This window comes from Thioclava pacifica DSM 10166, from assembly GCF_000714535.1.
Taxonomy (GTDB): Bacteria; Pseudomonadota; Alphaproteobacteria; order Rhodobacterales; family Rhodobacteraceae; genus Thioclava; species Thioclava pacifica.
Window position 1 is genome coordinate 304887 of the sequence record NZ_AUND01000001.1, and the last position, 20347, is coordinate 325233.

Annotated in this window: 23 protein-coding genes; 12 read left to right on the plus strand and 11 right to left on the minus strand. The window is 64.2% G+C overall.

The window, feature by feature from the left end; all coding sequences use genetic code 11:
• The first annotated feature begins 172 nt into the window (after positions 1-172).
• From TP2_RS01310 to TP2_RS01335, 6 genes are all read left to right on the plus strand, one after another.
• Positions 173-973: a fumarylacetoacetate hydrolase family protein gene (locus TP2_RS01310; RefSeq protein ID WP_276202119.1), complete on the plus strand. Its 801-nt coding sequence runs from the start codon at positions 173-175 to the stop codon at positions 971-973.
• The gene (gene dmpH, locus TP2_RS01315; RefSeq protein ID WP_038072526.1) at positions 970-1776 is read left to right on the plus strand and encodes a 2-oxo-3-hexenedioate decarboxylase; all 807 of its coding nucleotides are present in this window, start codon (positions 970-972) and stop codon (positions 1774-1776) included. The genes TP2_RS01310 and dmpH overlap by 4 nt, the downstream gene beginning before the upstream one ends.
• Before the next feature lie 22 nt (positions 1777-1798).
• Positions 1799-2716: an acetaldehyde dehydrogenase (acetylating) gene (locus TP2_RS01320; protein WP_038072528.1), complete on the plus strand. Its 918-nt coding sequence runs from the start codon at positions 1799-1801 to the stop codon at positions 2714-2716.
• Positions 2713-3774: a 4-hydroxy-2-oxovalerate aldolase gene (dmpG, locus tag TP2_RS01325; RefSeq protein ID WP_038072530.1), complete on the plus strand. Its 1062-nt coding sequence runs from the start codon at positions 2713-2715 to the stop codon at positions 3772-3774. The genes TP2_RS01320 and dmpG overlap by 4 nt, the downstream gene beginning before the upstream one ends.
• Before the next feature lie 116 nt (positions 3775-3890).
• On the plus strand, positions 3891-4760 hold the full coding sequence (locus TP2_RS01330) for a transporter (protein ID WP_038072533.1): 870 nt from the start codon (positions 3891-3893) through the stop codon (positions 4758-4760).
• Between the two features lie 115 nt (positions 4761-4875).
• Positions 4876-5763, plus strand: a complete 888-nt coding sequence (locus TP2_RS01335) for a LysR family transcriptional regulator (protein ID WP_038072535.1) — start codon at positions 4876-4878, stop codon at positions 5761-5763.
• 40 nt (positions 5764-5803) lie between these two features.
• On the opposite strand, the gene TP2_RS01340 is transcribed toward TP2_RS01335, so the two are convergent.
• From TP2_RS01340 to TP2_RS01355, 4 genes are all read right to left on the minus strand, one after another.
• Entirely contained in the window at positions 5804-6439 is a 636-nt protein-coding gene (locus TP2_RS01340; protein WP_038072537.1) for a glutathione S-transferase family protein, read from the minus strand.
• Positions 6440-6443: 4 nt separating this feature from the next.
• Positions 6444-7625 carry a muconate/chloromuconate family cycloisomerase gene (locus TP2_RS01345; protein ID WP_038072539.1) on the minus strand — a complete coding sequence of 394 codons (1182 nt, stop codon included), beginning with the start codon at positions 7623-7625 and terminating at the stop codon, positions 6444-6446.
• A gap of 87 nt (positions 7626-7712) precedes the next feature.
• Entirely contained in the window at positions 7713-8582 is an 870-nt protein-coding gene (locus TP2_RS01350) for a dioxygenase family protein (protein WP_038072541.1), read from the minus strand.
• Between the two features lie 130 nt (positions 8583-8712).
• Positions 8713-9459: an IclR family transcriptional regulator gene (locus TP2_RS01355; RefSeq protein WP_038072543.1), complete on the minus strand. Its 747-nt coding sequence runs from the start codon at positions 9457-9459 to the stop codon at positions 8713-8715.
• A gap of 160 nt (positions 9460-9619) precedes the next feature.
• Here TP2_RS01355 and TP2_RS01360 point away from each other — a divergent pair, with 160 nt between their 5' ends.
• The 3 genes from TP2_RS01360 to TP2_RS01370 all read left to right on the plus strand — a co-directional run bounded on the left by TP2_RS01360 (position 9620) and on the right by TP2_RS01370 (position 12362).
• A complete protein-coding gene (locus TP2_RS01360) occupies positions 9620-11185 on the plus strand; it encodes a 4-hydroxyphenylacetate 3-hydroxylase N-terminal domain-containing protein (protein ID WP_038072545.1) in 1566 nt (521 codons plus the stop codon).
• A gap of 63 nt (positions 11186-11248) precedes the next feature.
• Entirely contained in the window at positions 11249-11878 is a 630-nt protein-coding gene (locus tag TP2_RS01365; protein WP_038072547.1) for an FAD synthetase family protein, read from the plus strand.
• Positions 11865-12362 carry a flavin reductase family protein gene (locus TP2_RS01370; protein WP_084713763.1) on the plus strand — a complete coding sequence of 166 codons (498 nt, stop codon included), beginning with the start codon at positions 11865-11867 and terminating at the stop codon, positions 12360-12362. The genes TP2_RS01365 and TP2_RS01370 overlap by 14 nt, the downstream gene beginning before the upstream one ends.
• Positions 12363-12370: 8 nt before the next feature.
• Here the strand turns inward: TP2_RS01370 and TP2_RS01375 are convergent, their stop codons facing one another.
• The gene (locus TP2_RS01375; protein WP_038072549.1) at positions 12371-13429 is read right to left on the minus strand and encodes an ATP-binding protein; all 1059 of its coding nucleotides are present in this window, start codon (positions 13427-13429) and stop codon (positions 12371-12373) included.
• Positions 13430-13676: 247 nt separating this feature from the next.
• Here TP2_RS01375 and TP2_RS01380 point away from each other — a divergent pair, with 247 nt between their 5' ends.
• Entirely contained in the window at positions 13677-14084 is a 408-nt protein-coding gene (locus TP2_RS01380) for a hypothetical protein (RefSeq protein WP_038072551.1), read from the plus strand.
• On the opposite strand, the gene TP2_RS01385 is transcribed toward TP2_RS01380, so the two are convergent.
• Genes TP2_RS01385 through TP2_RS01395 form a run of 3 tightly spaced genes read right to left on the minus strand, consistent with a single transcriptional unit; the run spans position 14081 to position 16174 of the window.
• Entirely contained in the window at positions 14081-14602 is a 522-nt protein-coding gene (locus TP2_RS01385) for a gamma carbonic anhydrase family protein (protein WP_038072553.1), read from the minus strand. The two genes, TP2_RS01380 and TP2_RS01385, sit on opposite strands and share 4 nt — an antisense overlap.
• A complete protein-coding gene (gmk, locus tag TP2_RS01390) occupies positions 14599-15243 on the minus strand; it encodes a guanylate kinase (RefSeq protein ID WP_038072555.1) in 645 nt (214 codons plus the stop codon). Before gmk ends, TP2_RS01385 begins: the two co-directional genes overlap by 4 nt.
• Before the next feature lie 4 nt (positions 15244-15247).
• A complete protein-coding gene (locus TP2_RS01395) occupies positions 15248-16174 on the minus strand; it encodes a YicC/YloC family endoribonuclease (RefSeq protein ID WP_240473679.1) in 927 nt (308 codons plus the stop codon).
• A 159-nt stretch (positions 16175-16333) separates the two neighbouring features.
• Here TP2_RS01395 and TP2_RS01400 point away from each other — a divergent pair, with 159 nt between their 5' ends.
• Entirely contained in the window at positions 16334-17053 is a 720-nt protein-coding gene (locus TP2_RS01400) for a PAS domain-containing protein (protein WP_038072557.1), read from the plus strand.
• 79 nt (positions 17054-17132) lie between these two features.
• On the opposite strand, the gene TP2_RS01405 is transcribed toward TP2_RS01400, so the two are convergent.
• Positions 17133-17855 carry a Bax inhibitor-1/YccA family protein gene (locus TP2_RS01405; protein ID WP_038073290.1) on the minus strand — a complete coding sequence of 241 codons (723 nt, stop codon included), beginning with the start codon at positions 17853-17855 and terminating at the stop codon, positions 17133-17135.
• A gap of 135 nt (positions 17856-17990) precedes the next feature.
• Positions 17991-18218, minus strand: a complete 228-nt coding sequence (locus tag TP2_RS01410; protein ID WP_038072559.1) for a YjiS-like domain-containing protein — start codon at positions 18216-18218, stop codon at positions 17991-17993.
• A 113-nt stretch (positions 18219-18331) separates the two neighbouring features.
• Here TP2_RS01410 and TP2_RS01415 point away from each other — a divergent pair, with 113 nt between their 5' ends.
• Positions 18332-19180, plus strand: a complete 849-nt coding sequence (locus TP2_RS01415) for a LysR family transcriptional regulator (protein WP_038072561.1) — start codon at positions 18332-18334, stop codon at positions 19178-19180.
• On the opposite strand, the gene TP2_RS01420 is transcribed toward TP2_RS01415, so the two are convergent.
• Entirely contained in the window at positions 19177-20139 is a 963-nt protein-coding gene (locus TP2_RS01420) for an NADPH:quinone oxidoreductase family protein (RefSeq protein WP_038072563.1), read from the minus strand. The genes TP2_RS01415 and TP2_RS01420 overlap by 4 nt on opposite strands.
• Between the last annotated feature and the right edge of the window lie 208 nt (positions 20140-20347).

Consider the following 20347-nt stretch of genomic DNA (forward strand, 5'->3'; position numbering starts at 1 on the left):
TGCTTTTACATTCCGTATTCGATACCGTTTTTGCATGACGCCTCATCGGGCCGCGATGCAAAACCCGTATCACACCCCGCCCATCAAAGTATTGGAGCGTATCGCGCCGGAGTCATAGCCTGACTGCGGAGGCGGTCTCAGTCAGCTTCATGCAGGCCGCGACGGAGGACATATGCTGGATAACACCAAGATCGAGAGCTTGGGCGATGCGCTTTATGACGCGCTGCGCTCGGGCCGACCGACTCAGAAAATCAGCGCGCTCGAACCCGAGAGCGATATCGAGGACGCCTATCGCATCCAGTTGCGGATGCTGGAGCGGCGTCTGGAAGCGGGCGACGAGGTCGTCGGCAAGAAGATCGGCCTGACGAGCCGCGCCATTCAGGACGCGCTTGGCGTCTACCAACCCGATTTCGGGCAGGTGACGAAGCGGATGCTGTTTGAGGATGGCGCGACGATCGACCTGTCGAAACTGATGCAGCCGCGCCTCGAGGGCGAACTGGCCTTCCGCCTCAAGGAAGATCTGATCGGGCCGGGTGTGACGGTGACGGATGTGATCCGCGCCACTGACTACGTGACGCCCTGTTTCGAGATCGTCGATACCCGTTTCGAGGACTGGAAGATCAAGATCCAGGACACCGTGGCGGACAATGCGTCCTGCGGCGTGTTCGTGCTGGGCGATGCCAAGGCCGATCCGCGCGATCTGGACCTGAGCCTTGCAGGCATGGTGATCGAGAAGAACGGCGAAGTGGTCGCCACCGGGGCAGGGGCAGCGGTGCAGGGCTCGCCGGTGATGGCGGTCGCGTGGCTCGCCAACACTCTGGGTCGTCTGGGCATTCCGCTCAAGGCGGGCGAGATCATCCTCTCGGGCGCGCAGGCGCCGTTGCTGGATGTGCGTGACGGCGATCACTTCACTTGCGAAATCGCGGGCATCGGCTCGTGCGAGATGCGTTTTGCCGGGAGGGCGATGGTATGAGCCTCGATCAACCCAACAGCGTCGATGACGAAGCGATCATCCGCATGGCCGAACGCGTCGAGACTGCGCAGCGTTACGCGACGCCGATCCGCAAGCTGACCGAGGATTACCCCGATCTGACCATCGCCGATGCCTATCGCGTCCAAACTGCGCTGCGGCGCAATCTGGAGAAGAAGGGCGAGCGGGTGATCGGTTGGAAAGCGGGTCTGACTTCGAAGCCGAAAATGGCGCAGATGGGGGTCTCGACCCCCGGCGTGGGCTTCCTGACCGATGCGATGGAGCGTCCGGCGAATTCGAAGATCACGGTGTCGGACATGATCCACCCGCGTGTCGAGGCCGAGATTGCCTTCGTCACCAACAAGGAGCTGTCGGGCAAGGTTACCAAGGAAGAGGTGCTGGCGGCGACCGATTACGTCCAGCCCGCGCTGGAGGTGATCGACTCGCGCTTCACCGGGTTCAAGTTCGACCTGGAATCGGTGCTGGCCGACAATTCCAGCTCGGCCCGCTTCGTGCCGGGCGGGCGGATGATCCGCCCCGATGCGCTTGATCTGCGGACCGTGGGGGTCGTGCTCGAACATAACGGCGAGATCGCCCAGATCGGCGCGGGCGCCGAGGTGCTGGGCCACCCCGCCGAGGCGATCGCGATGCTGGTCGGCGTTCTGGACGACATGGGCGAGGTTCTGCCCGCGGGCAGCTTCGTGATGGCCGGCGCGATCACCGCCGCCGTGGCCGTCAAGCCCGGCGATTCCATTACCGCGAGATTTTACGAGATGGGCTCGATCACGGTGACCTTCACCGAGTGATCCCGAGCCAAGGAGGTTCAAGATGAACAAGATCAAATGTGCCCTGATCGGGTCGGGCAATATCGGCACCGATCTGATGTTCAAGCTGCTGCGCTCGGACGTGTTGGAGCCGGTCTGGATGGTCGGCATCGACCCCAATTCCGACGGGCTCAAGCGCGCCGCTGACAAGGGGCTGAAAACCACCCATGAGGGCGTCGACGGGCTGCTGCCCCATGTCGAGGCCGACGGCATCCAGATCGCTTTTGACGCGACCTCGGCCTATGTCCACGCAGAGAACTCGCGCAAGCTCAATGAGCTGGGCGTGTTCATGGTCGACCTGACGCCCGCCGCGATCGGTCCCTTGTGCGTGCCGCCGGTGAACCTTGGTGATCTGGCGAAAGCGACGCCGATGAACGTCAACATGATCTCCTGCGCGGGTCAGGCGACGATCCCGATCGTCTCGGCCGTGGGCGCGGTGCAAACGGTCGAATATGCCGAGATCATCGCCTCGCTTTCCTCGAAATCCATCGGGCCGGGGACGCGGGCGAACCTTGATGAATTCACCTTCACCACCTCGAACGCGATCGAGAAGGTGGGGGGCGCGAAGAAGGGCAAGGCGCTGGCTATCATCAACCCCGCCGACCCGCCGATGATCATGCGCAACACGATCTATTGCGAGGTCGAGGGCGAGCCGGACCAGGCCGCGATCACCAAATCGGTCAAGGAAATGATCGCGCAGGTGCAGCGCTACGTCCCCGGCTACAAGCTGGTGAACGGCCCCGACTTCGACGGCAACCGCGTCGCGGTCTTCATGGAGGTCGCGGGGCTTGGCGACTACCTGCCGACCTATGCGGGCAATCTCGACATCATGACGGCGGCCGCCGCACGCACTGCCGAGATGTTCGCCGAACGGATCCTCGACGGGTCGATGGAACTCAAGAAACTGGAGCCGGCACAATGACCCATGAAAAAGCGAAATCGGGCATGGAAGGCCTGAAGGTCAAACTGCACGACATGTCCCTGCGCGATGGCATGCATGCCAAGCGCGAGCAGATCCCCGTCGAGATGATGGTCAAGATCGCCAAGGGTCTCGACGAAGCGGGCGTGCCTTACATGCAGGTCACTCATGGCGCGGGGCTGGGCGGCAACTCGATCCAGCATGGCCGCGCGCTGGCGTCCAACGCGGAATATATCTCGGCGGTGGCCGAGGTGGTGAAGCAGGCGACGATTTCGGTGCTGCTGATTCCCGGTCTCGGCACGATGAAGGAGCTCGAAGAGGCCTATGAGTGCGGCGCGCGCTCGGTCCATGTGGCGACCCATTGCACCGAGGCCGATACCTCGCCGCAGCATATCGCCTTCGCGCGCAAGCTCGGCATGGATGCTTCGGGCTTCCTGATGATGTCGCATCTGAACTCGGCCGAGGGGCTGACGGAACAGGCGCTCCTGATGGAGAGCTATGGCGCCAACACGGTCTATGTCACCGACTCGGCGGGCGCGATGCTGACCCATGAGGTCACCCATGCGATCTCGATGATGCGCGATGCGCTGAAACCCGAGACCGAGATCGGCTTCCACGGTCACCATAATCTTGGCCTCGGCATTGCCAACTCCATCGCCGCCATCGGCGCGGGCGCGACCCGGATCGACGCTTCGCTGGCAGGGCTTGGCGCAGGCGCGGGCAATGCGCCCATCGAGGTGCTGGCCGCTGTCTGCGACCGGATGGAGATCGAGACCGGTTCTGACACCTTCGCGCTGATGGATCTGGCCGAGGATGTCGTGGTGCCCTTCATGGATCACGTCGTGCGCGCCGACCGCGAGGCGCTGACGCTGGGCTTTGCCGGGGTCTATTCGACCTTCCTGCTGCCCGCGAAACGCGCCGGCGCCCGCTTTGGCATCCCGGCACGCGATATCCTCGTGGAACTCGGCCGCAAGAAGATGATCGGCGGTCAGGAAGACATGATCCAGGACACTGCGATGACCATGGCGCGCGAACGCGGCCTGCTGAAGGAGAGCGCCTGACAGACACGTTCCGCGCGCTGGTTTCGGCCGCGCGCGGAATCCCGGACCGGGAGGGGAAGAGGAGCCCCGCCCGGAGTGCCCGGAGACAGCTTTACACAAAGGGAGGGGAAACACCCATGAAACTGAAACGCGCCGCGCTCGCCTTGAGCGCGCTGATGTCGCTTGCCGCAATGCCGGCCCATGCGATCGACGTGGCCCCCGGGGATTACGCGATCATGCCCTCGGGCACGAATATCGGCCTGCTCTATTTCCAGCATCAAAGCTCGGGCACGTTCGAGATCGGCGGCGGCAAGGCACCGGATTCGAAGCTCGATGCGAATGTGATGGTCCTGCGCGGGCTGCATTATTCGCAAGCCTTCGGCATGCCCGCGCTCTACCAGGCGGTTCTGCCCGTGGTTGGGTTTGACAGCGCACGGATCGGCGGGACCGATATGCCCAAGGCGCAAGGGGTCGGCGATCTGACGCTGGGCTTCTCGGTCTGGCCGGTGCAACCCTCGAACCCCGAGACCGGCACCACGCTGGGTCTGACGGCCTTCCTCACCGCGCCCACGGGCAATTACGACGCGGCCAAGGTCAGCGCCGGCTCGGGCACCTGGACTTTGACCCCGCAGATGGGGCTTATTCAGGGGCTTGGCGGCGGCTACTATCTTGACGTGGTGGCGGATGTGGCGCTCACCAAGGATCACACCGAGAACGGCGACAAGATCGAGCGCGCCCCCGCGCCGCAGCTGCAGGCCTACCTGCGCAAGCAATTCGGGCAGAAGACCTCTGTCTCCTTCGGGGTGTCCTCGCAGCGCGGCGGCAAGGTCAAGGTCAACGGCGTCGATACCGGTCAGCGTACCGAGCGCGACCAGCTGCGCCTTTACGCCAACACCTTCGTCAGCCCGACGGTGCAGATCCAGGGGATGCTGGCCAAGGACGTGCATGTCGATGGCGGTTTCAAGAACGACTACGTGGCCGAACTGCGGCTGTTGAAGGTGTTCTGAACCTTCCCGGCCGGGTGCGGCATGTCCGTCGCGCCCGGCATCAACCGATACCTTTTTCGATAGTGAATGGAGGTCTGTGATGACCTATATGGTATCACCGGGAGGGAGCGCCGGGATGGATTTCAAGCGTCTCAAATATTTCCTCGCAGTGGCGGAGGAGTTGCATTTCGGGCGCGCGGCGAACCGGCTCGATATCGCACAGCCGCCGCTCTCGCGTCAGATCGCGGCGTTGGAAGCGGAGCTGGAAGTGCAGCTGTTCGACCGCTCGCGCAGCCAGATCCGCCTGACCCAGGCGGGCGAGGTGCTGCAAGACCATGCGCGGCAATTGCTCGACCGGCTCGATGCGGCTTATCGCGAGACCAAGCTGGTGGGATCGGGCGCCTCGGGGCGCTTGCGGATCGCCTTCGTGGGCTCTGCCTCGCACGGGGTTCTGCCGACACTGATCAAATCTTATCGGTCGTTCTATCCGGAGGTCGAGTTGCAGCTTTCGGCGATGAACAATGCCGAACTGCAGAGTGCGCTGGTGAGCCGCGAGGTCGATATCGCGGTGGCGCGGCCGGTGCTTGAGGATGAAGAGTTCCGTCGCGAACCGCTTTGCACAGAACCTTTGATTCTCGCGTTGCCCGACAATTCCGAGCTGGGTACGCGCCCCGAGATCCGCCTTGCCGATCTGGCTGATCAGACCTTCGTTCTCTATCCGCGCAAACCCCGGCCCAGCTATGCCGACAAGGTGCTGGATATCTGCGCGCGCGAGGGGTTCAAGCCGAAGGCAACCGATCTGGCGCAAGATTTCCAATCTGCGATCAGCCTTGTTTCGGTGGGGGTGGGGATTGCCGTGGTGCCGGAATCGGTGTCGCGCACGCAACGCCCCGGCGTGATCTACAGGCCCTATATAGGCTATAATCCGGGCACCGGGCTGACCGTGCATGCGCGGCTCGACAACCGCGCGCCGCAAGTGATGCATTTCCTCGAGGTCACACGAAAATTCGCGAGAAAACAGTAAGCTGCGCGGCGTAGCTGATGTGATGGATTGAGGCCTTCGCTCAGGTCGGGCGCGGGTCGTCGCGGAAGGTCGTAGCCTTGACGGAGGGTCGCTCGCTAAAGCCTTCATGCCATTTCGCCAAGGCCGGGCGGCCTTGGCGCCAACCCTCCGCATCGAAGCGGAAATCGAGATAGCACAGCGCCACGCCGATGCTGAGATGGCCGATATCGAACGGTCGCTCGGTCAGCCGCGGGGCGTGGGTCTCCAGCCAGTCGGCAACCCGGTTCATCTTCGTGCGATACACGTCTAGCATCTGGTCGGAGCGCTGCGCCTCGGGGCGCATATTCAACTCGACCAGCCAGGGCAGCGCCACATCCAGCAGCCCCGTTCCCAGTGCCTCGTCGCGTTCGGCCTCAAGCCGCGCCGCCGGATCGGACGGGAACAGTTGCGGCCCGCCCTTGCCCTCAAGATCGGCCCATTCGCAGACAACATGGCTGTCGAACAGCACCCGCCCGTCCTCGAGCTCCAGCGTCGGGATCTTCGACAGCGGATTGATCGCCATCAGCCCTTCATGCGGGATCATCGGGTCGGCATGGGTGCGCACGGTTTCGACCGATGCGGCGAGACCTTTCTCATGCAGAGCGACCATCGCTTTGCGGACATAGGGCGAGCGCGGGGACCAGTGCAGGATCGGCATCGGATCAGCCCTTGCGCGCGCAGGCGGCCAGCGCGTCCTTGTTCACGGTGATGCCGAGGCCGGGGCCGGTCGGGCAATGGACGTGGAAATCGGCAAAGCGGATTTCGCCGCCGGTCAGGTCCGTCTTCAGGATCTTCGGGCCGAAATGTTCGCAGCCCCATTCCAGACGGGGCAGGGTGGAGAACACCGCCAGATGCGCCGCGGCCCCGATGCCGCTCTCGATCAGGCAGCCGCCATAGAGTTCCATGCCGCAGGCCTGTGCGATGCCGGCGGCGCGCTTGAGTTCGATCAGACCGCCCGATTTCACCAGTTTCAGCGAATAGACCGATCCCGCCGCCGAGGTGCCGTTGGCGACGATATCGGCGCCTGTGAAGGCGGCCTCGTCGACCATGACCGGGACCGCGACGCGGGCGGCGACGCGGGCGGTTGCGGCGATCAGGCCGGGGCGCAGGGGCTGTTCGATCAGCGACACACCCATCTCGGCCAGTTGCGGCAGGTAGCGGATCGCGGTTGCCTCGGTCCAGCCCTGGTTCACGTCGACGATGATCTCGGTCGCTTTGCCTTCCAGCGCCGAGACGACCTTGCGCAGGCGGATCATGTCCTGATCGGGCGCGTTGAAACCGAGCTTGATCTTGAAGCGCCGATGCTCCCGCGCATCGAATTTGCGGTTGGCTTCCTCGATCTCCTGATCGGCATCGCCCGAGGCCAGCGCCCAGATCACCTCGATCTTGTCGCGCACCGCACCGCCCATCAGAACCGCGACCGGCAGACCGAGCGACTGGCCGACCGCATCGTAAAGCGCCGCATCGACGGCTGCACGCGCGGCGTTATTGCGGCTCGCGGCCTTGGCCATTTTGGCGGCGTTCAGCTCGAAATCGAGCGCGTTCGCGCCCGCCAGTGCAGGGGTCAGATAGGTATCGATATTGGCCTTCATCGCCTCGACGCTTTCTTCGGCCCAACGCGGGCCGCCCAAAGTCGAGGCCTCGCCCCAGCCGATAGATCCATCGGCCAGTTCGGCGCGCACAATCACATAGGACTGAAAGTTGATTTCCGTGTTGGACAGCTTGTGGCGCCGGGTCGTCGGACAGTCGACGATCATGGTTTCGATCTGTGCGATCTGGCGACCAGCACGGGGGCTTGATCCCTCGAAATGCGTGGCAAGTTTCGCGACACCGGGGTTGTTCATCGGATCTGTCCTTCGAAATGCACTAACTGTTTCATGCAAAATCCGGCGCCACCAGGGCGGCGCCGGGAACTCTTCACGCCGCGTAGCTTATTCCGCGGCCATCGCCTGAGCCTGATCGGCGAGCGTGAAATCGAACCGCAGAACGAGGTCGGTCTCGGCGCCTTCGGGGGCCTTTTCGAACTTGCCGATCAGGTCTTCCTTGACGGCGAAGACCGAGTCATCGTCGAGATGCGCGCTGTCGGCGTCGTAGATCTGCGAGATCAGCGGGCGATAGCCGTCACGGGTGACCATCATGTGGATGTGGCCGGGACGCATGCAGTGGTGGCCCATGTAGCGGATCAGCTCGCCCGCGGTTTCGTCGCCGGGGATCGGGTAGGGGACGGGGCGGATCGCGGTGAAGGCATAATGGCCCTTGGCATCGCTCTCGAAGCGGCCGCGCAGGTTGTAATCGGGCTGTTCGGGGTCGTGGTTCTCGTAAAGACCGTTGGGCGCATCTTCCCATACGTCGATGATCGCGCCGGGGATCGGGTTGCCCTTGTTGTCGAGGATGTAGCCCTCGACATAGACGGTTTCCTGCCCGTCGAAATGCTTTTGAACGGTCGAGGCGCCTTTGGGCATCACCGGCGCGTTCTCGCGGAAGAACGGCCCGAGTACCGTCGAGACGGTCTCGTCGCCCGAGATCGGGTTCGAGAGCATGTCGACGAGGACTTCCACGCCGAGGATGTCGCCCAGAAGAATGAATTCCTGGCGCTTGTCCGAGCAGAGCGCGCCTGCGCGGCCCAGATAGTCGCAAGCATAGAGGAATTCATCATGGGTCAGGTTCACGTCCTTGCAGAAGCCGTGCAGGTGCTTGATCAGGCTTTCCATGATCTCACGCTGGCGGGGTGCGATGTCGGCATGTTTGCCCAGAGAGTCGATGACGACATCGGTCACGTTATCCACGGTTACGTTGCGCATTGGTTTTCCTCCTCGGATGCGGCGGGCGGCCCTCCTCCGGGCGTCGCCTTCAATTCGATGGGGGGAGACTGGCACGCAAAAGGCGCGTGCGGCCAGACGGGTGGGCGGTATCCTGTGATACCTGAAAGGTTCATCTTTGCTGCGGATCATACCCTAGACGCATGGAGATCGTGCGCGCGGCCTCCAGCGCGATATTGCGATAGGCGCGCGGCTGGACCTCGTGGCGCGAGCGCGGGATCGACATCGCGAGCACGGCAATGGGCCGGGCGATATGGTCCCGGATCGCGGCGGAGACGCAGATCACGTCGGGCTCTTTCCCCATCGGCCCGGCAAGAAACCCGTCGCGGCGCGGCGCGTCGAGCGTGGCCGCGAAATCCGCTCGCTCGGCGAGTTGCGAGCCGGGTCGGGCGTTGCGATCGAGATACTCCACGAGCTGAGCTTCGGAAAACTGCGCCAGATGGAGCATCCCGGCGGGACTGTCGTGCAGGGCCACCCACGAGCCTAGCGCATCGCGCGAGACGCGCAGGGGCTGCGTACCCTCGAGCGCATCGAGCACCAGGAGCCGCCCGTGATCGTGCAGCGTCAGATGCAGCGTCTCGCCGTAATCATGCCAGAGCGCGGCGAGAACCGGGCGCGCGGCCTGGGTAAGCGCCGAGCTGTCCTCGAGCGCGCGGTTGAGCGTGGCGACCAGCGGCCCCAGCCGATAGCGCCCGCGTTCGACCTTTCGCAGCATCCCGATTCGCGCGAGACCATTCACGAGGTCATGCGTGCCGCTCACGGAATTGCCGATCGCGCGTGACAGATCCGTGACCGAATGCTCCGGTTTGGTCGCGGTGAACTGGCGCAACAGCTCTCCGACCTTGCGTAATGTCTTCATTTGGGTCTCCCGGGTCGATTTCCGAATTCATTCTTCCGGTAATGCCGGAAAAAGTCCCGGTATTTGTCGATACCTTTCGGTATGACCTCCGCTCCGGCACGCTCCAATCAGACAGGTCGGCCATGTCTTTCGCTCATCCCGACCTGCTGGAGGAGGAAATATGAAAGACCAAGTGAAAGACGCCCAAAGCGGCGTCACGACCCCCTATACCGGTGCGGAATATCTCGACAGCTTGCAGGACGCCCGCGAGGTCTATGTCCATGGCGAGCGCGTCAAGGATGTCACCAAGCACCCCGCGTTTCGTAACTCGTCGCGCATGGTGGCGCGCTGGTATGACAAGCTGCACGCCGAGAAGGATACGATCGGGCGTCCCACCGATACCGGCTCGGGCGGTTGGACCCACCCGTTCTTCAAGGGGGCGAAGACCAAGGAAGACCTGATCGCAGGCCGCGACGCCATCGCCGAGACGCAGCGCGTGGCCAATGGCTGGATGGGGCGCGCGCCCGATTACAAGGCGGCCTTCCTCGGCACGCTTGGGGCCAATTCGGGCTATTACGGAGAATACGAGCAGAACGCCAAGATGTGGTACGCGCGTACCCAGGAGCGGCTCGACTACTGGAACCACGCCATCGTCAATCCGCCCGTCGACCGCCATCTGCCGCCTGAGGAGACCGGCGATGTGTTCATGCAGGTCGAGCGGGAAACCGATGCGGGCGTGATCGTGTCCGGCGCCAAGGTCGTCGCGACCGGCTCGGCGCTGACGCATTACAACTTCATCGGCTATTACGGCGTCCCGGTTAAGGACAAGAAATTCGCGCTGACCTTCACCGCGCCGATGGACAGCCCCGGCGTGAAGCTGATTTCGCGCGCTTCCTACGAATTGAACGCGGCGGTGATGGGCACGCCCTTCGACTATCCGCTGTCCTCGCGCCTCGATGAGAACGACGCCATCCTCGTGTTCGACAAGGTGCTGGTGCCCTGGGAGAACCTGTTCATCTATGGCGATATCGAGAAGCTCAACGGCTTCGTGCCGGCATCGGGTTTCGCGCCGCGCTTCACGCTGCATGGCTGCACGCGTTTGGCGGTGAAGCTCGACTTCATCGCGGGGCTGTTCTCCAAGGCGCTCGATGCGACCGGCGCCGGTGGCTTCCGTGGTCCGCAGACGGCGGTGGGCGAGGTGATCGGCTGGCGCAACCTGTTCTGGGGCCTGTCGGATGCGATGGTGATGAACCCGGATCAATGGGTCGGCACCGATGGCTATCTCGCGCCGAAATCGTCCTCGGCCATGGCTTACCGCGTCTTCGCGCCGATGGCCTACAGCCGGATCAAGGAGCTGATCGAGCGCCATGTGGCCTCGGGCCTGATCTACCTGCCGTCCTCGACGCTCGACTTCCATTCCGAAGAGGTGCGCCCCTATCTCGACCGCTTCGTACGCGGCTCGAACGGGATGGTCGCGGTGGATCGCGTGAAGCTCTTGAAGCTGCTCTGGGACGCGATGGGCTCCGAATTCGGCGGCCGTCACGAGCTCTACGAGAGCAACTATGCGGGCAATTACGAAGCCATCCGCATGGAGACCATGTTCAGCGCGCAAGCGACCGGCGAGCTGGATGCGATGCGCGGCCTCGTGGATGATTTCATGAGCGAATACGACCTCGATGGTTGGGTGTCGAAAGATCTCGTGAACCCCTGGGACGTGAACCGCCTCAAGGGCGGCTTCCAGAACTGAGACGAGAGGGCGGCGCGGCTGTTCGGGTCGCGCCGTCATCACCCTCGGGGAAGGAGGAGCCCCATGAGTTTGGATTTCACAGGGATGAAGACGCAGGTCCTGCGTGACGATCAAATCGCGCTGCCCGCGAGCGTTCTGACCATCGGCGCCTTCGACGGGGTCCATCGCGGCCATCAGGCGCTGATCTCGCGCGCTGTGGAAGAGGCGCGCGCGGCGGGCGTGCCCTCGGTCGTCTGGACCTTTGATCCGCCGCCGAAAGTGTTCTTCGGACGCGCGCGCCAATTGTCGCCCGTCTCCGAAAAACTTGCGCGGATCGCGCGGCTCGGGCCGGATTACATCGTGCTGGCGTCGTTTTGCCAGAGCTACGCCGCGCGCAGCCCGGAGGCGTTTCTGGACGATCTGGCGCGGATCAACCCGGCCCGTATTCATGTCGGCGCCGATTTCCGCTTCGGCGCAAAACAGGCGGGCTGCGTGACGACCTTGGCCGAGCGGTTCGACGTGACATTGGCGCCCGCGGTTCTGTGCGATGGCGGCGAGGTGATCTCGTCCACACGCATCCGGGGCCTGCGTGCCGAGGGTCGCGCGGCGGAGGCGGTGGCCCTTCAGGGCTCGACCGATCCAGCGGCGCTGATGTCCGGCGCGCTTCTGACACAGGATATGAGATTTGGGGAGGAATTCGATGTCCGGAATTGACCCGCGCGATCTGCGCAGCATTGATCCACGCGCGCTGCGCGACGCTTGCGGCAGTTTCGCAACCGGCGTGACGGTGATCTCGACACGCACCGAGGATGGCGATCACGGGATGACGGCGAATGCCTTCATGTCGGTCTCGCTCGACCCGCCGCTGATCACCATCTCGCTCGATCATAACTGCAAGATGCGCGAGAAGGTGCGCGCATCGGGCCGTTACGCGGTCAATATCCTGAGCCACGAGATGGAGGGGCTCGCGATGCATTTCGCGGGCCGCCACGATCCTGCCCATGCCGACCCGTTCGTCGAGCGCAATGGCCTGCCCGTGGTGCCCGGCGCCTCGACGATCTTCCTGACCGAGGTGGTGCAGGAGGTAGAGGCAGGCGATCATACCCTCTTCATCGGGCGCGTGACCGATATCGACCGGGATCAGGCGGCAAAGCCGCTTCTGTTCTGTGGTGGGAAATTCGTCGCGCTCGCGAGCTGACCCGGCGCTCAGGCCGCAGGCAGGACCACCGAGAAGGTGCTGCCGCGGCCTTTCTCGCTTTCGACCCGCAGCCGCCCGCGATGGCGTGCGACGATATGTTTGACGATCGCGAGTCCAAGCCCCGTGCCACCCTTCTCGCGGGAGCGGTGGGAGTCGACGCGGTAGAACCGCTCGGTCAGGCGCGGCAGATGCTGCGGCTCGATCCCCTCGCCCTTGTCGATCACCGAAACGCGATAGGCGGGGCCGCGCAGCACCGGCTCATGCGCGATATGTTCCACCGTGACGCGGACCTCGCCGCCCTGGCCGCCGTATTTGATCGCATTCTCCACGAGGTTCGAGAAGACCTGGGTAAGCTGGTCGGGATCGCCCTTCACGTTCAACCCGCGCTCATCGCCCTCGCGAATGAGCGTCACCGATGCCGCCTCGGCGACCGGCGCGAGACCTTGCAGAACGCCGCGCAAGACGAGCCCGAGATCGAGCGTGCCGGTCGGACGCATCCGTTCCTCGCCCTCGACGCGGCTGAGTGAGAGCAGGTCTCCCACGAGGCGGTTCATCCGGGCTGCCTCGCGCTCCATGATCGACAGGAACCGGTCGCGCGCCGCCGCATCGTCGCGTGCAGAAGAGCGCAACGTCTCGATGAAACCCATCAGTGCGGTAAGGGGGGTGCGCAGCTCATGGCTGACATTGGCGACGAAATCGCGTCGCATCGCTTCAGCTTCTTCAAGGGCCGAGACATCTTCGAAACTTGCGAGCACCGAGGCGCGGGGCAGGGGGCCCTCTGGGGCAGATGGCAGCGGGGCGAGATGAACGAGCTGGATCGCCTCCGTGCGCCCGCCGGCATTGAGCCGTAGCCGCACCGGCTCCGGACGGCCGCCGCGCAACGCCTCGGAGAGGGCCGAGCCGAATGCGGGCTGGCGCAGAACGGTGACATAGGGGCGGCCCGCAATGTGCGGACCGAACAGGCGCAGGGCGGCGGTATTGGCGAGCACGATGCGTTCATCGACGCCGATAAGCAGGGTCGCCTCGGGCAAGCCGTCAAGAACCGTCTGCAAGATACCGTCCGCCATCGCGCGCTCCTCCGCAGGTTACCGCCGGAGGATTGGAAAATTCCGCGCTCCATGTAAAGCGCATTCCCAATTTAGACGATTTCTTAACTCTTTAGCGTTTCAGATGCCGGGGTCGCAGTTTGCAAGGAAACCGGGTTGCCGCGCTGCGTGACGCAGGATAAACCTTAGCGTGTATTTGTGGGTATCGTCTTTACCAGTGCTTGAAGAAAATTAAGAACAAACGCCCGTAGAGAAGGTAAATGGTGCCATGGCGCGTCCGCTTTTTTCCAGTCAGGCTTTGCGCGCCGTCCTGTTGCACAGTCACAATGTCGCGAATTGCAAGCGGCTCTTGCTGATCGACCCCGTCCATGACCTGCCGGTTGCGCTGCGCAAGATCGACGGGCTCGATCTGACCAGCGCGCGATATGAAATGCTGGACGGCGCGGTGCTGGACGCGGCAAGCCCCGAGATGATCCTCGCGCCGCTGATGACGCCACGTTTCGATATTCTCGATCTCGCGCGCAAGCTCGACGGTCTGGGTTATGGCGGGCCCTTGCGCGCCTACAGCACGCCCCTGCCAAGCACTCAGCTCATTCGCGCTGAATTGCGCGGAGAGTTCCCGAAACTGGATTTCGATATCTTCGCGGTGCCCGACGGAGGAGACCGCGAGAATTAGCTGATGACGCGCAAACCCTTGGAGAAGCGCGCGGCATTCTGCCTGTAATGTTCGGCAGAGGCGAGCAGGCGTTGACGGGCGGCCTCGTCCAGCTCGCGCACGATCTTGCCGGGTGCACCCATCACCAAGCTGCCATCGGGAATTTCCTTGCCCTCGGTGATCAGCGCACCGGCCCCGATCAGGCAGCCCTTGCCGATCTTCGCGCCATTGAGAACCGTCGCGCCCATCCCGATCAGCGAGCCGTCCCCGATCACGCAGCCATGCAGCATCGCCTTGTGTCCGATCGTGCAATCCGCGCCGATCACCAGCGGAAACCCCATATCGGTGTGACAGACCACGTTCTCCTGCACGTTTGAGCCACGCCCGACGCGGATTTCTTCATTGTCGCCACGCAGGGTGCAACCGAACCAGACCGAGGCGTCCTCTTCCAGCACCACCTTGCCGATCAGGTTCGCATCGGGCGCGACCCAGGCGCCGGTGCCGATCTGCGGGGCAATTCCGTCGAGCTCATAGATCATCGGTCGTCAAACTCCTTGTTCAGCCCGCGCACGAAGCCGGTCAGCCAGGTCTGGCGGTCGCGACGGACCCTTTCGGCGGTGAGGATGGTGCGCAGGCGTTCCTCGGCCGCATCGAGATCGTCATTGACCAGCACGTAGTCATATTCGGACCAATGGCTGATCTCGGCCAGCGATTTCTCCATCCGTCCCCGGATCACCGCGTCGCTGTCCTGCGCACGCGAGCGGAGCCGTTGTTCGAGCGCGGCAATCGAGGGTGGCAGGATGAAGATCGAGACCACGTCCTTGCCCAGCGAGGAGTTGCGGATCTGCTGACCGCCCTGCCAGTCCACGTCGAACAGCGTGTCGCGCCCTTCCGACATCGCGCGTTCGACCGGGCCTTTCGACGTGCCGTAGAAATTGCCGAAGACCTCGGCATGTTCCAGCATCTCGCCCGCCTCGACCATCGCCTCGAACTCGGCACGGGTCTTGAAGTAATACTCGATCCCGTCGGTTTCGCCCGGACGCGGATCACGCGTCGTGGCCGAGACCGAGAAGCTCAGCGTCGGATCCCAGTTCATCAGTCGCTTGGCCAGCGTCGATTTGCCAGCGCCCGAGGGAGAGGAGAGGATGATCAGAAGGCCACGGCGGGCGGTGTCGGGCATCGGCTCACTCCACGTTCTGGATCTGCTCGCGCATCTGATCGATCGCGTATTTCAGCGCAAGCCCGATCTGGGTCAGTGTTGCATCGCCAGATTTCGAGCACAGCGTATTTGCCTCGCGTACGAATTCCTGGGTGAGAAATTCGAACTTGCGGCCCACGGGTCCTGTCTCGGCCAGTAGCGCGCGGGCGGCGGTGACATGGACGCGCAGCCTGTCGATCTCCTCGGTCACGTCGCTCTTGATCGCGATCAGCGCCAGCTCCTGCACGATGCGCGGCTCGTCGAGATCGGGAGCGGCCTCGATCACGCGGGTCAGCGCGGCGCGCATCGTTTCGGCAGCCGAGGGTTTGCGCGCGGCCGCGGCAGCTTCCCCGTGGGCAACCAGATCCTCGATCGTGTCGAGTTGTGCCGCGACCACGGTGCCGATTTCAGCCCCTTCGGCCGCGCGCATTGCCACGAACCGCCCGAGGCCGGCTTCGATATCGGCAAGGATCGCGCTGCGCAGCGCGTCGGGGTCGCTGACGGGCGGCGCGCCATGTTCGACCACGCCCCGCAACGCCAGCAGGTCGCCCGCCCGCATCGGCTCGATTGGCAGACCACGGGCGCGGGCGGCATCCTGCACCGCCTCTGCCACAGTGATTGCGGCCTCGAGGCCGGTGGGGTCGATCCGCAGCGCCTCGACGGCATCGCTATGTGTCAGGCGCAGGCTCAACGAGACATTGCCGCGCGCGACCCGCTCCGAGACGAGTTTGCGCAGCGCAGGTTCGAGCCCGTCGAGCTCGGGCAGACGCATGCGCAGGTCGAAGCCCTTGCCATTGACCGAACGGATATCCCAGGTCCAGTCATGTCCCGCCGCGGCCCCCTGACCGGAGGCGAACCCCGTCATCGAGACGGTGCGATGCGGCGCGCGCGGGGCTTCAGTCGCTTTAACCATTTAAGAGTTTCTTTCCCCATGTGGCGAAAAAGTGGCGTATTAAGAGTTCAGTAATCATTTCGCTCCGACGGTCAACCGAAAGGACCGGCGCATCAGAACGGGCCGGAGCGTTTCCCCCCTTTGTGCAGGCGGGCTGCCCGCCCCTTCGACAGGTGGATCATGGAACGCGACACCGACAAGACTATTCTCCGGCTTGGCGCTGGCACCGGCCGCCGCGTGGCCAATGAGCTGCGCGCCTATTGGGAAGCTTTGCGGGCGGGGCGCCCGATGCCCTCGCGCGCCGAGATCGACCCGCGCGGCATCAACCGGGCGCTGGAGTTTTCCTTCATCCTCGAACGCGTCGCCCCAGGGATCGCGCGGTTCCGCCTCGCGGGGATGCACCTCAACGACCTGATGGGGATGGAGGTGCGGGGCATGCCGCTGACCTCCTTCTTCACTCCGGAGGCGCGCAAGGGCGTGGCCGAAATGACGGAGGCGGTTTTTGCGAGCCCCGCCATCGCCGAGGCGCGGCTGAGCGCGGATCGGTCGCTCGGTCGGTCCGCGTTGTCGGCTCAGCTCCTGATCCTGCCACTGACCTCGGATTTCGGCGATGTAAGCCGGGCGCTTGGGTGTTTTGTGGCCGAGGGCGAGATCGGGCGCAGCCCGCGCCGCTTCGAGCTGATCCAGAGCCAGACCCATTTGCTTGCGACAAACCGCCCGATCACGCCGGCCCAGCTTGCGCCCGAGCCGCTGCGGCCCGAGGCGTTACACGCGGCCCCGATGGGCTTTGCCGAGGCGCAGGCGCGCTACGAGCCGCCGCGCAAGACCCCGGCCGAGCATTTCGCGGAGATGACGCCCGACGAGCGCCGCGCGATGTTCCGTGTCGTGCGCGAGAGCTGAGGCGAAGGCGACACCTGCCCGGAACAAGAAAAAGCCCCGCCGGATTGGCGGGGCTTCGTCTGTTTCGCTTGGCGCGCGATTACTCGCGGTTGCCCAGGAATTGCAGCAGGAACATGAACATGTTCAGGAAGTCCAGGTAGAGCTGAAGCGCGCCGATGATGGCGGCTTTGCCCATGAAGTCCCGGCCACCGCCAGCGGCGAGCTGGAGGTAGGTGTTCTTGATGTTCTGCGTGTCATAAGCGGTCAGGCCCGCGAAGATCAGCACGCCGATCACCGAGATCGCGAATGCCATCGCCGAGGAGGCGAGGAAGATGTTCACGATCGAGGCGACGATCAGGCCGATCAGGCCCATCATCAGGAAGGAGCCCATCGCGCTGAGATTGCGCTTCGTGGTGTAGCCGTAAAGCGAAAGGCCCGCGAAGGCGATTGCGGTCACGAGGAAGGTCTGCGCGATCGATACGCCGGTATAGACGGCGAAGATGAAGCTGATCGACAGCCCCATCAGTGCGGCATAGCCGAAGAAGACCAGCTGCGCGGTCGCGGTCGACATCTTGTGGATCATCGCGCCGAAGGCGAAGACCACCGCGAGAGGCGCGAGCATCACAACCCATTTCAGGCCCGAGCCGAAGATCGCGGCCACCAGAGCCGGGTTCGTACCCACGCCGAACGCCACGGCACCCGTCACCAGCATCGCCAGCGACATAAGCCCATAGACCTTGTTCATATGCGTGCGAAGACCCTCGTCAATCGCAGCCTGACGCGTGCCCACATGGGGGGTCCGCATCGTTTCGAAATCAGCCATCAGCACCTCCAACAGTCTTTACCCGGCCGTCCCTCACGCCGGTTTCGGGATCGATATTGGCATAGCGGACCCTAAATTCAAGATTTGGGATGCATCGAAAACGCACTGTTTCACATTAGTTTCACGCCTTTTGTTTCACCGGCCCGCGCGCCAATGGCTGGGAGCGTCCCAGATGCGGCGGCGGGCTTCCTCTGCCGCCTCGCTTTCGCTGCGCCCGATATCGTCGAGCAGCCGCGCATCGAGCCGGCGCAGAGCCCGCCGCGAGCGGTGGCTTTCGATCAGGCGCGCAAGCGTCGCGAAAAAGCTGGTCCGACGGGGCGCGCACGCAGCACGACGAGCGTCATTTTGGGTCAGGAAGGCCATCGTTCTATCCTCCATGGCAAATCATCTGTGGTTGAGGATGAGCCAGTTTTCGTTATGATGAAAACGAATGATTGTGCTATTTTGTATCACGAAGCGTGATGGTTGGGTGACGGATGCCGCAAAATCTCGATATTGCAGCCTTGCGCGCGGTGCTGACGGTTTCGGACACGGGATCGGTTACCCGTGCCGCGAAGCTGCTCAATCTGACGCAATCGGCGGTCTCGATGCAGATCCGCCGGCTGGAGGAGAGCCTCGACAAGGTTCTCTTCGATCGGGCCAATCGGAAGATGATGCTGACCCGTGACGGGGCGACGCTTCTCGATCATGCCCGTCGAATTTGTGCCGAGAACGATGCGGCGCTGGCGCGATTGCGCGCGGCAGGGGCGGAGGTGAATGTCCGCTTCGGTCTGCCGCATGATCTGGTGCGTCCGCAGATGCCCGCGCTGCTGCGGGCGCTGTCGCTGCAATGGCCGATGGTGCGTCTGCAGCTCGCCTCGCGCCGCTCGCTGACCCTGCGCCGGATGTTCGAGGCGGGCGAGTTCGACATGATCCTGACCACCGAGGAGGCGCCGGGCCCCGAAGCCGAGGTTCTGTCCGAGGATCAGCTGGTCTGGATCGGGGCGCAGGCCGGGCGCGCGGTCCACGAGCGCCCGCTCATGCTGTCGATCGAGGAGGGCTGTGCCTTTCACGGAGCGGCACTGACCGCGCTGGAGGGGGCGGGGATCGTTTCAAAACCGGCTTTCGACGGGCAATCCGATGAGATGGCGAGCGCCGCAGTCGCGGCCGATATGGGGGTCGCGGTGCGGCTGTCGCGCGATGTGCCTGCGGGCTGCGTGCCGCTTGGCCCCGAAAGCGGGCTGCCGCCGCTCGGGCGCTCGCGGATCTGTCTCTACGATACGGGGCAGCTCACCGGTGAGCCGGTGGATGGTCTGCGCGCGCTGCTGCGTGAGGCCTACGCCTAGCCACCGATCTCGATCACCAGCTTGCCGGTCGAGCGGCGCGCGCGCAGGTCTTCAAGCGCCTCCGCGACACGCTCGAGCGGGTAGGTGCCGCCGATATGCGGGCTGAGGCCGCCTTGCGCGAACCAGTCGAAGAGCCGTGCCATCGAGCCGGTCAGAAGGCCCGGATCGAGCTTGAGATAGCCGCCCCAGTAAAGCCCATGGATCGCGATATTCTTTACCAGCGCATGATTGAGGGGCAGCTTTGGCTGGCTGCCGCTGGCAAAGCCGATCACCAGGTAGCGCCCGCCGGGCTTGAGCGCACGAAAGGCGGCTTCGCCCGCCGCGCCACCGATCGCGTCATAGACCACATCGGCGCCGCCGAGCGCCTTGAGCGCACCCTTGAGATCCTCGGTCTCGCTGTCGACCGTCTCATCGGCCCCGGCCGCACGCGCGATCTGAAGTTTCTCGGCTCCGCGCGCGCAGGCGATCACCCGCGCGCCCATCTTCTTCCCGATTTCGACTGCGGTCAGGCCAACGCCACCCGCCGCGCCGAGTACCACGAGTGTCTCGCCCGGTTTCAGTCCCGCACGGGCATCAAGCGCGACATGGCTTGTGCCGTAGGCAATCTGGAAGGCGGCCGCCTGGGCGAAACTCATCGCTTCGGGCATCGGCGTGCAGCGCTCCTCGGGGAAGTTGCCCGCCTCGGCCAGTCCGCCCTGTCCCGAGAATACCGCGACCCGCGTGCCCGGTGTGAGCGCTGTGCCCGGACCGGACGCGACCACCTCGCCGGCCAGTTCCATGCCGAGGGTGAAGGGGGCTGCGGGCGTGTCCTGATATTTGCCCTCGATCATGAGCAGGTCCGCGAAGTTGAGCCCACAGGCGCGGATCGAAACCTGAACCTCGCCGGGGCCGGGGGCAGGCAGGTCGAGCGCGACGATCCGGGGGGCGGTCTTGGTCTGTGCGATCTGGAAGGCGCGCATCGGGATCTCCTCGGTCAGCGGCGGGTCATGCGGGTCCGTTGCCCTCCGTGATAGCGGTCGCGCGCGGGCGGGGCCAGAGCCTCGGTCTCTTCCGCGTCCCACCGCGAGGCGAACAGGGCGGCTCTGCGTACTCGTTCTGGGCGAATCACACAATCGCCCGCCAGTTGCGAGGCGATAAAGTTGACGTTGGGTAAGATTGCGTCACGCA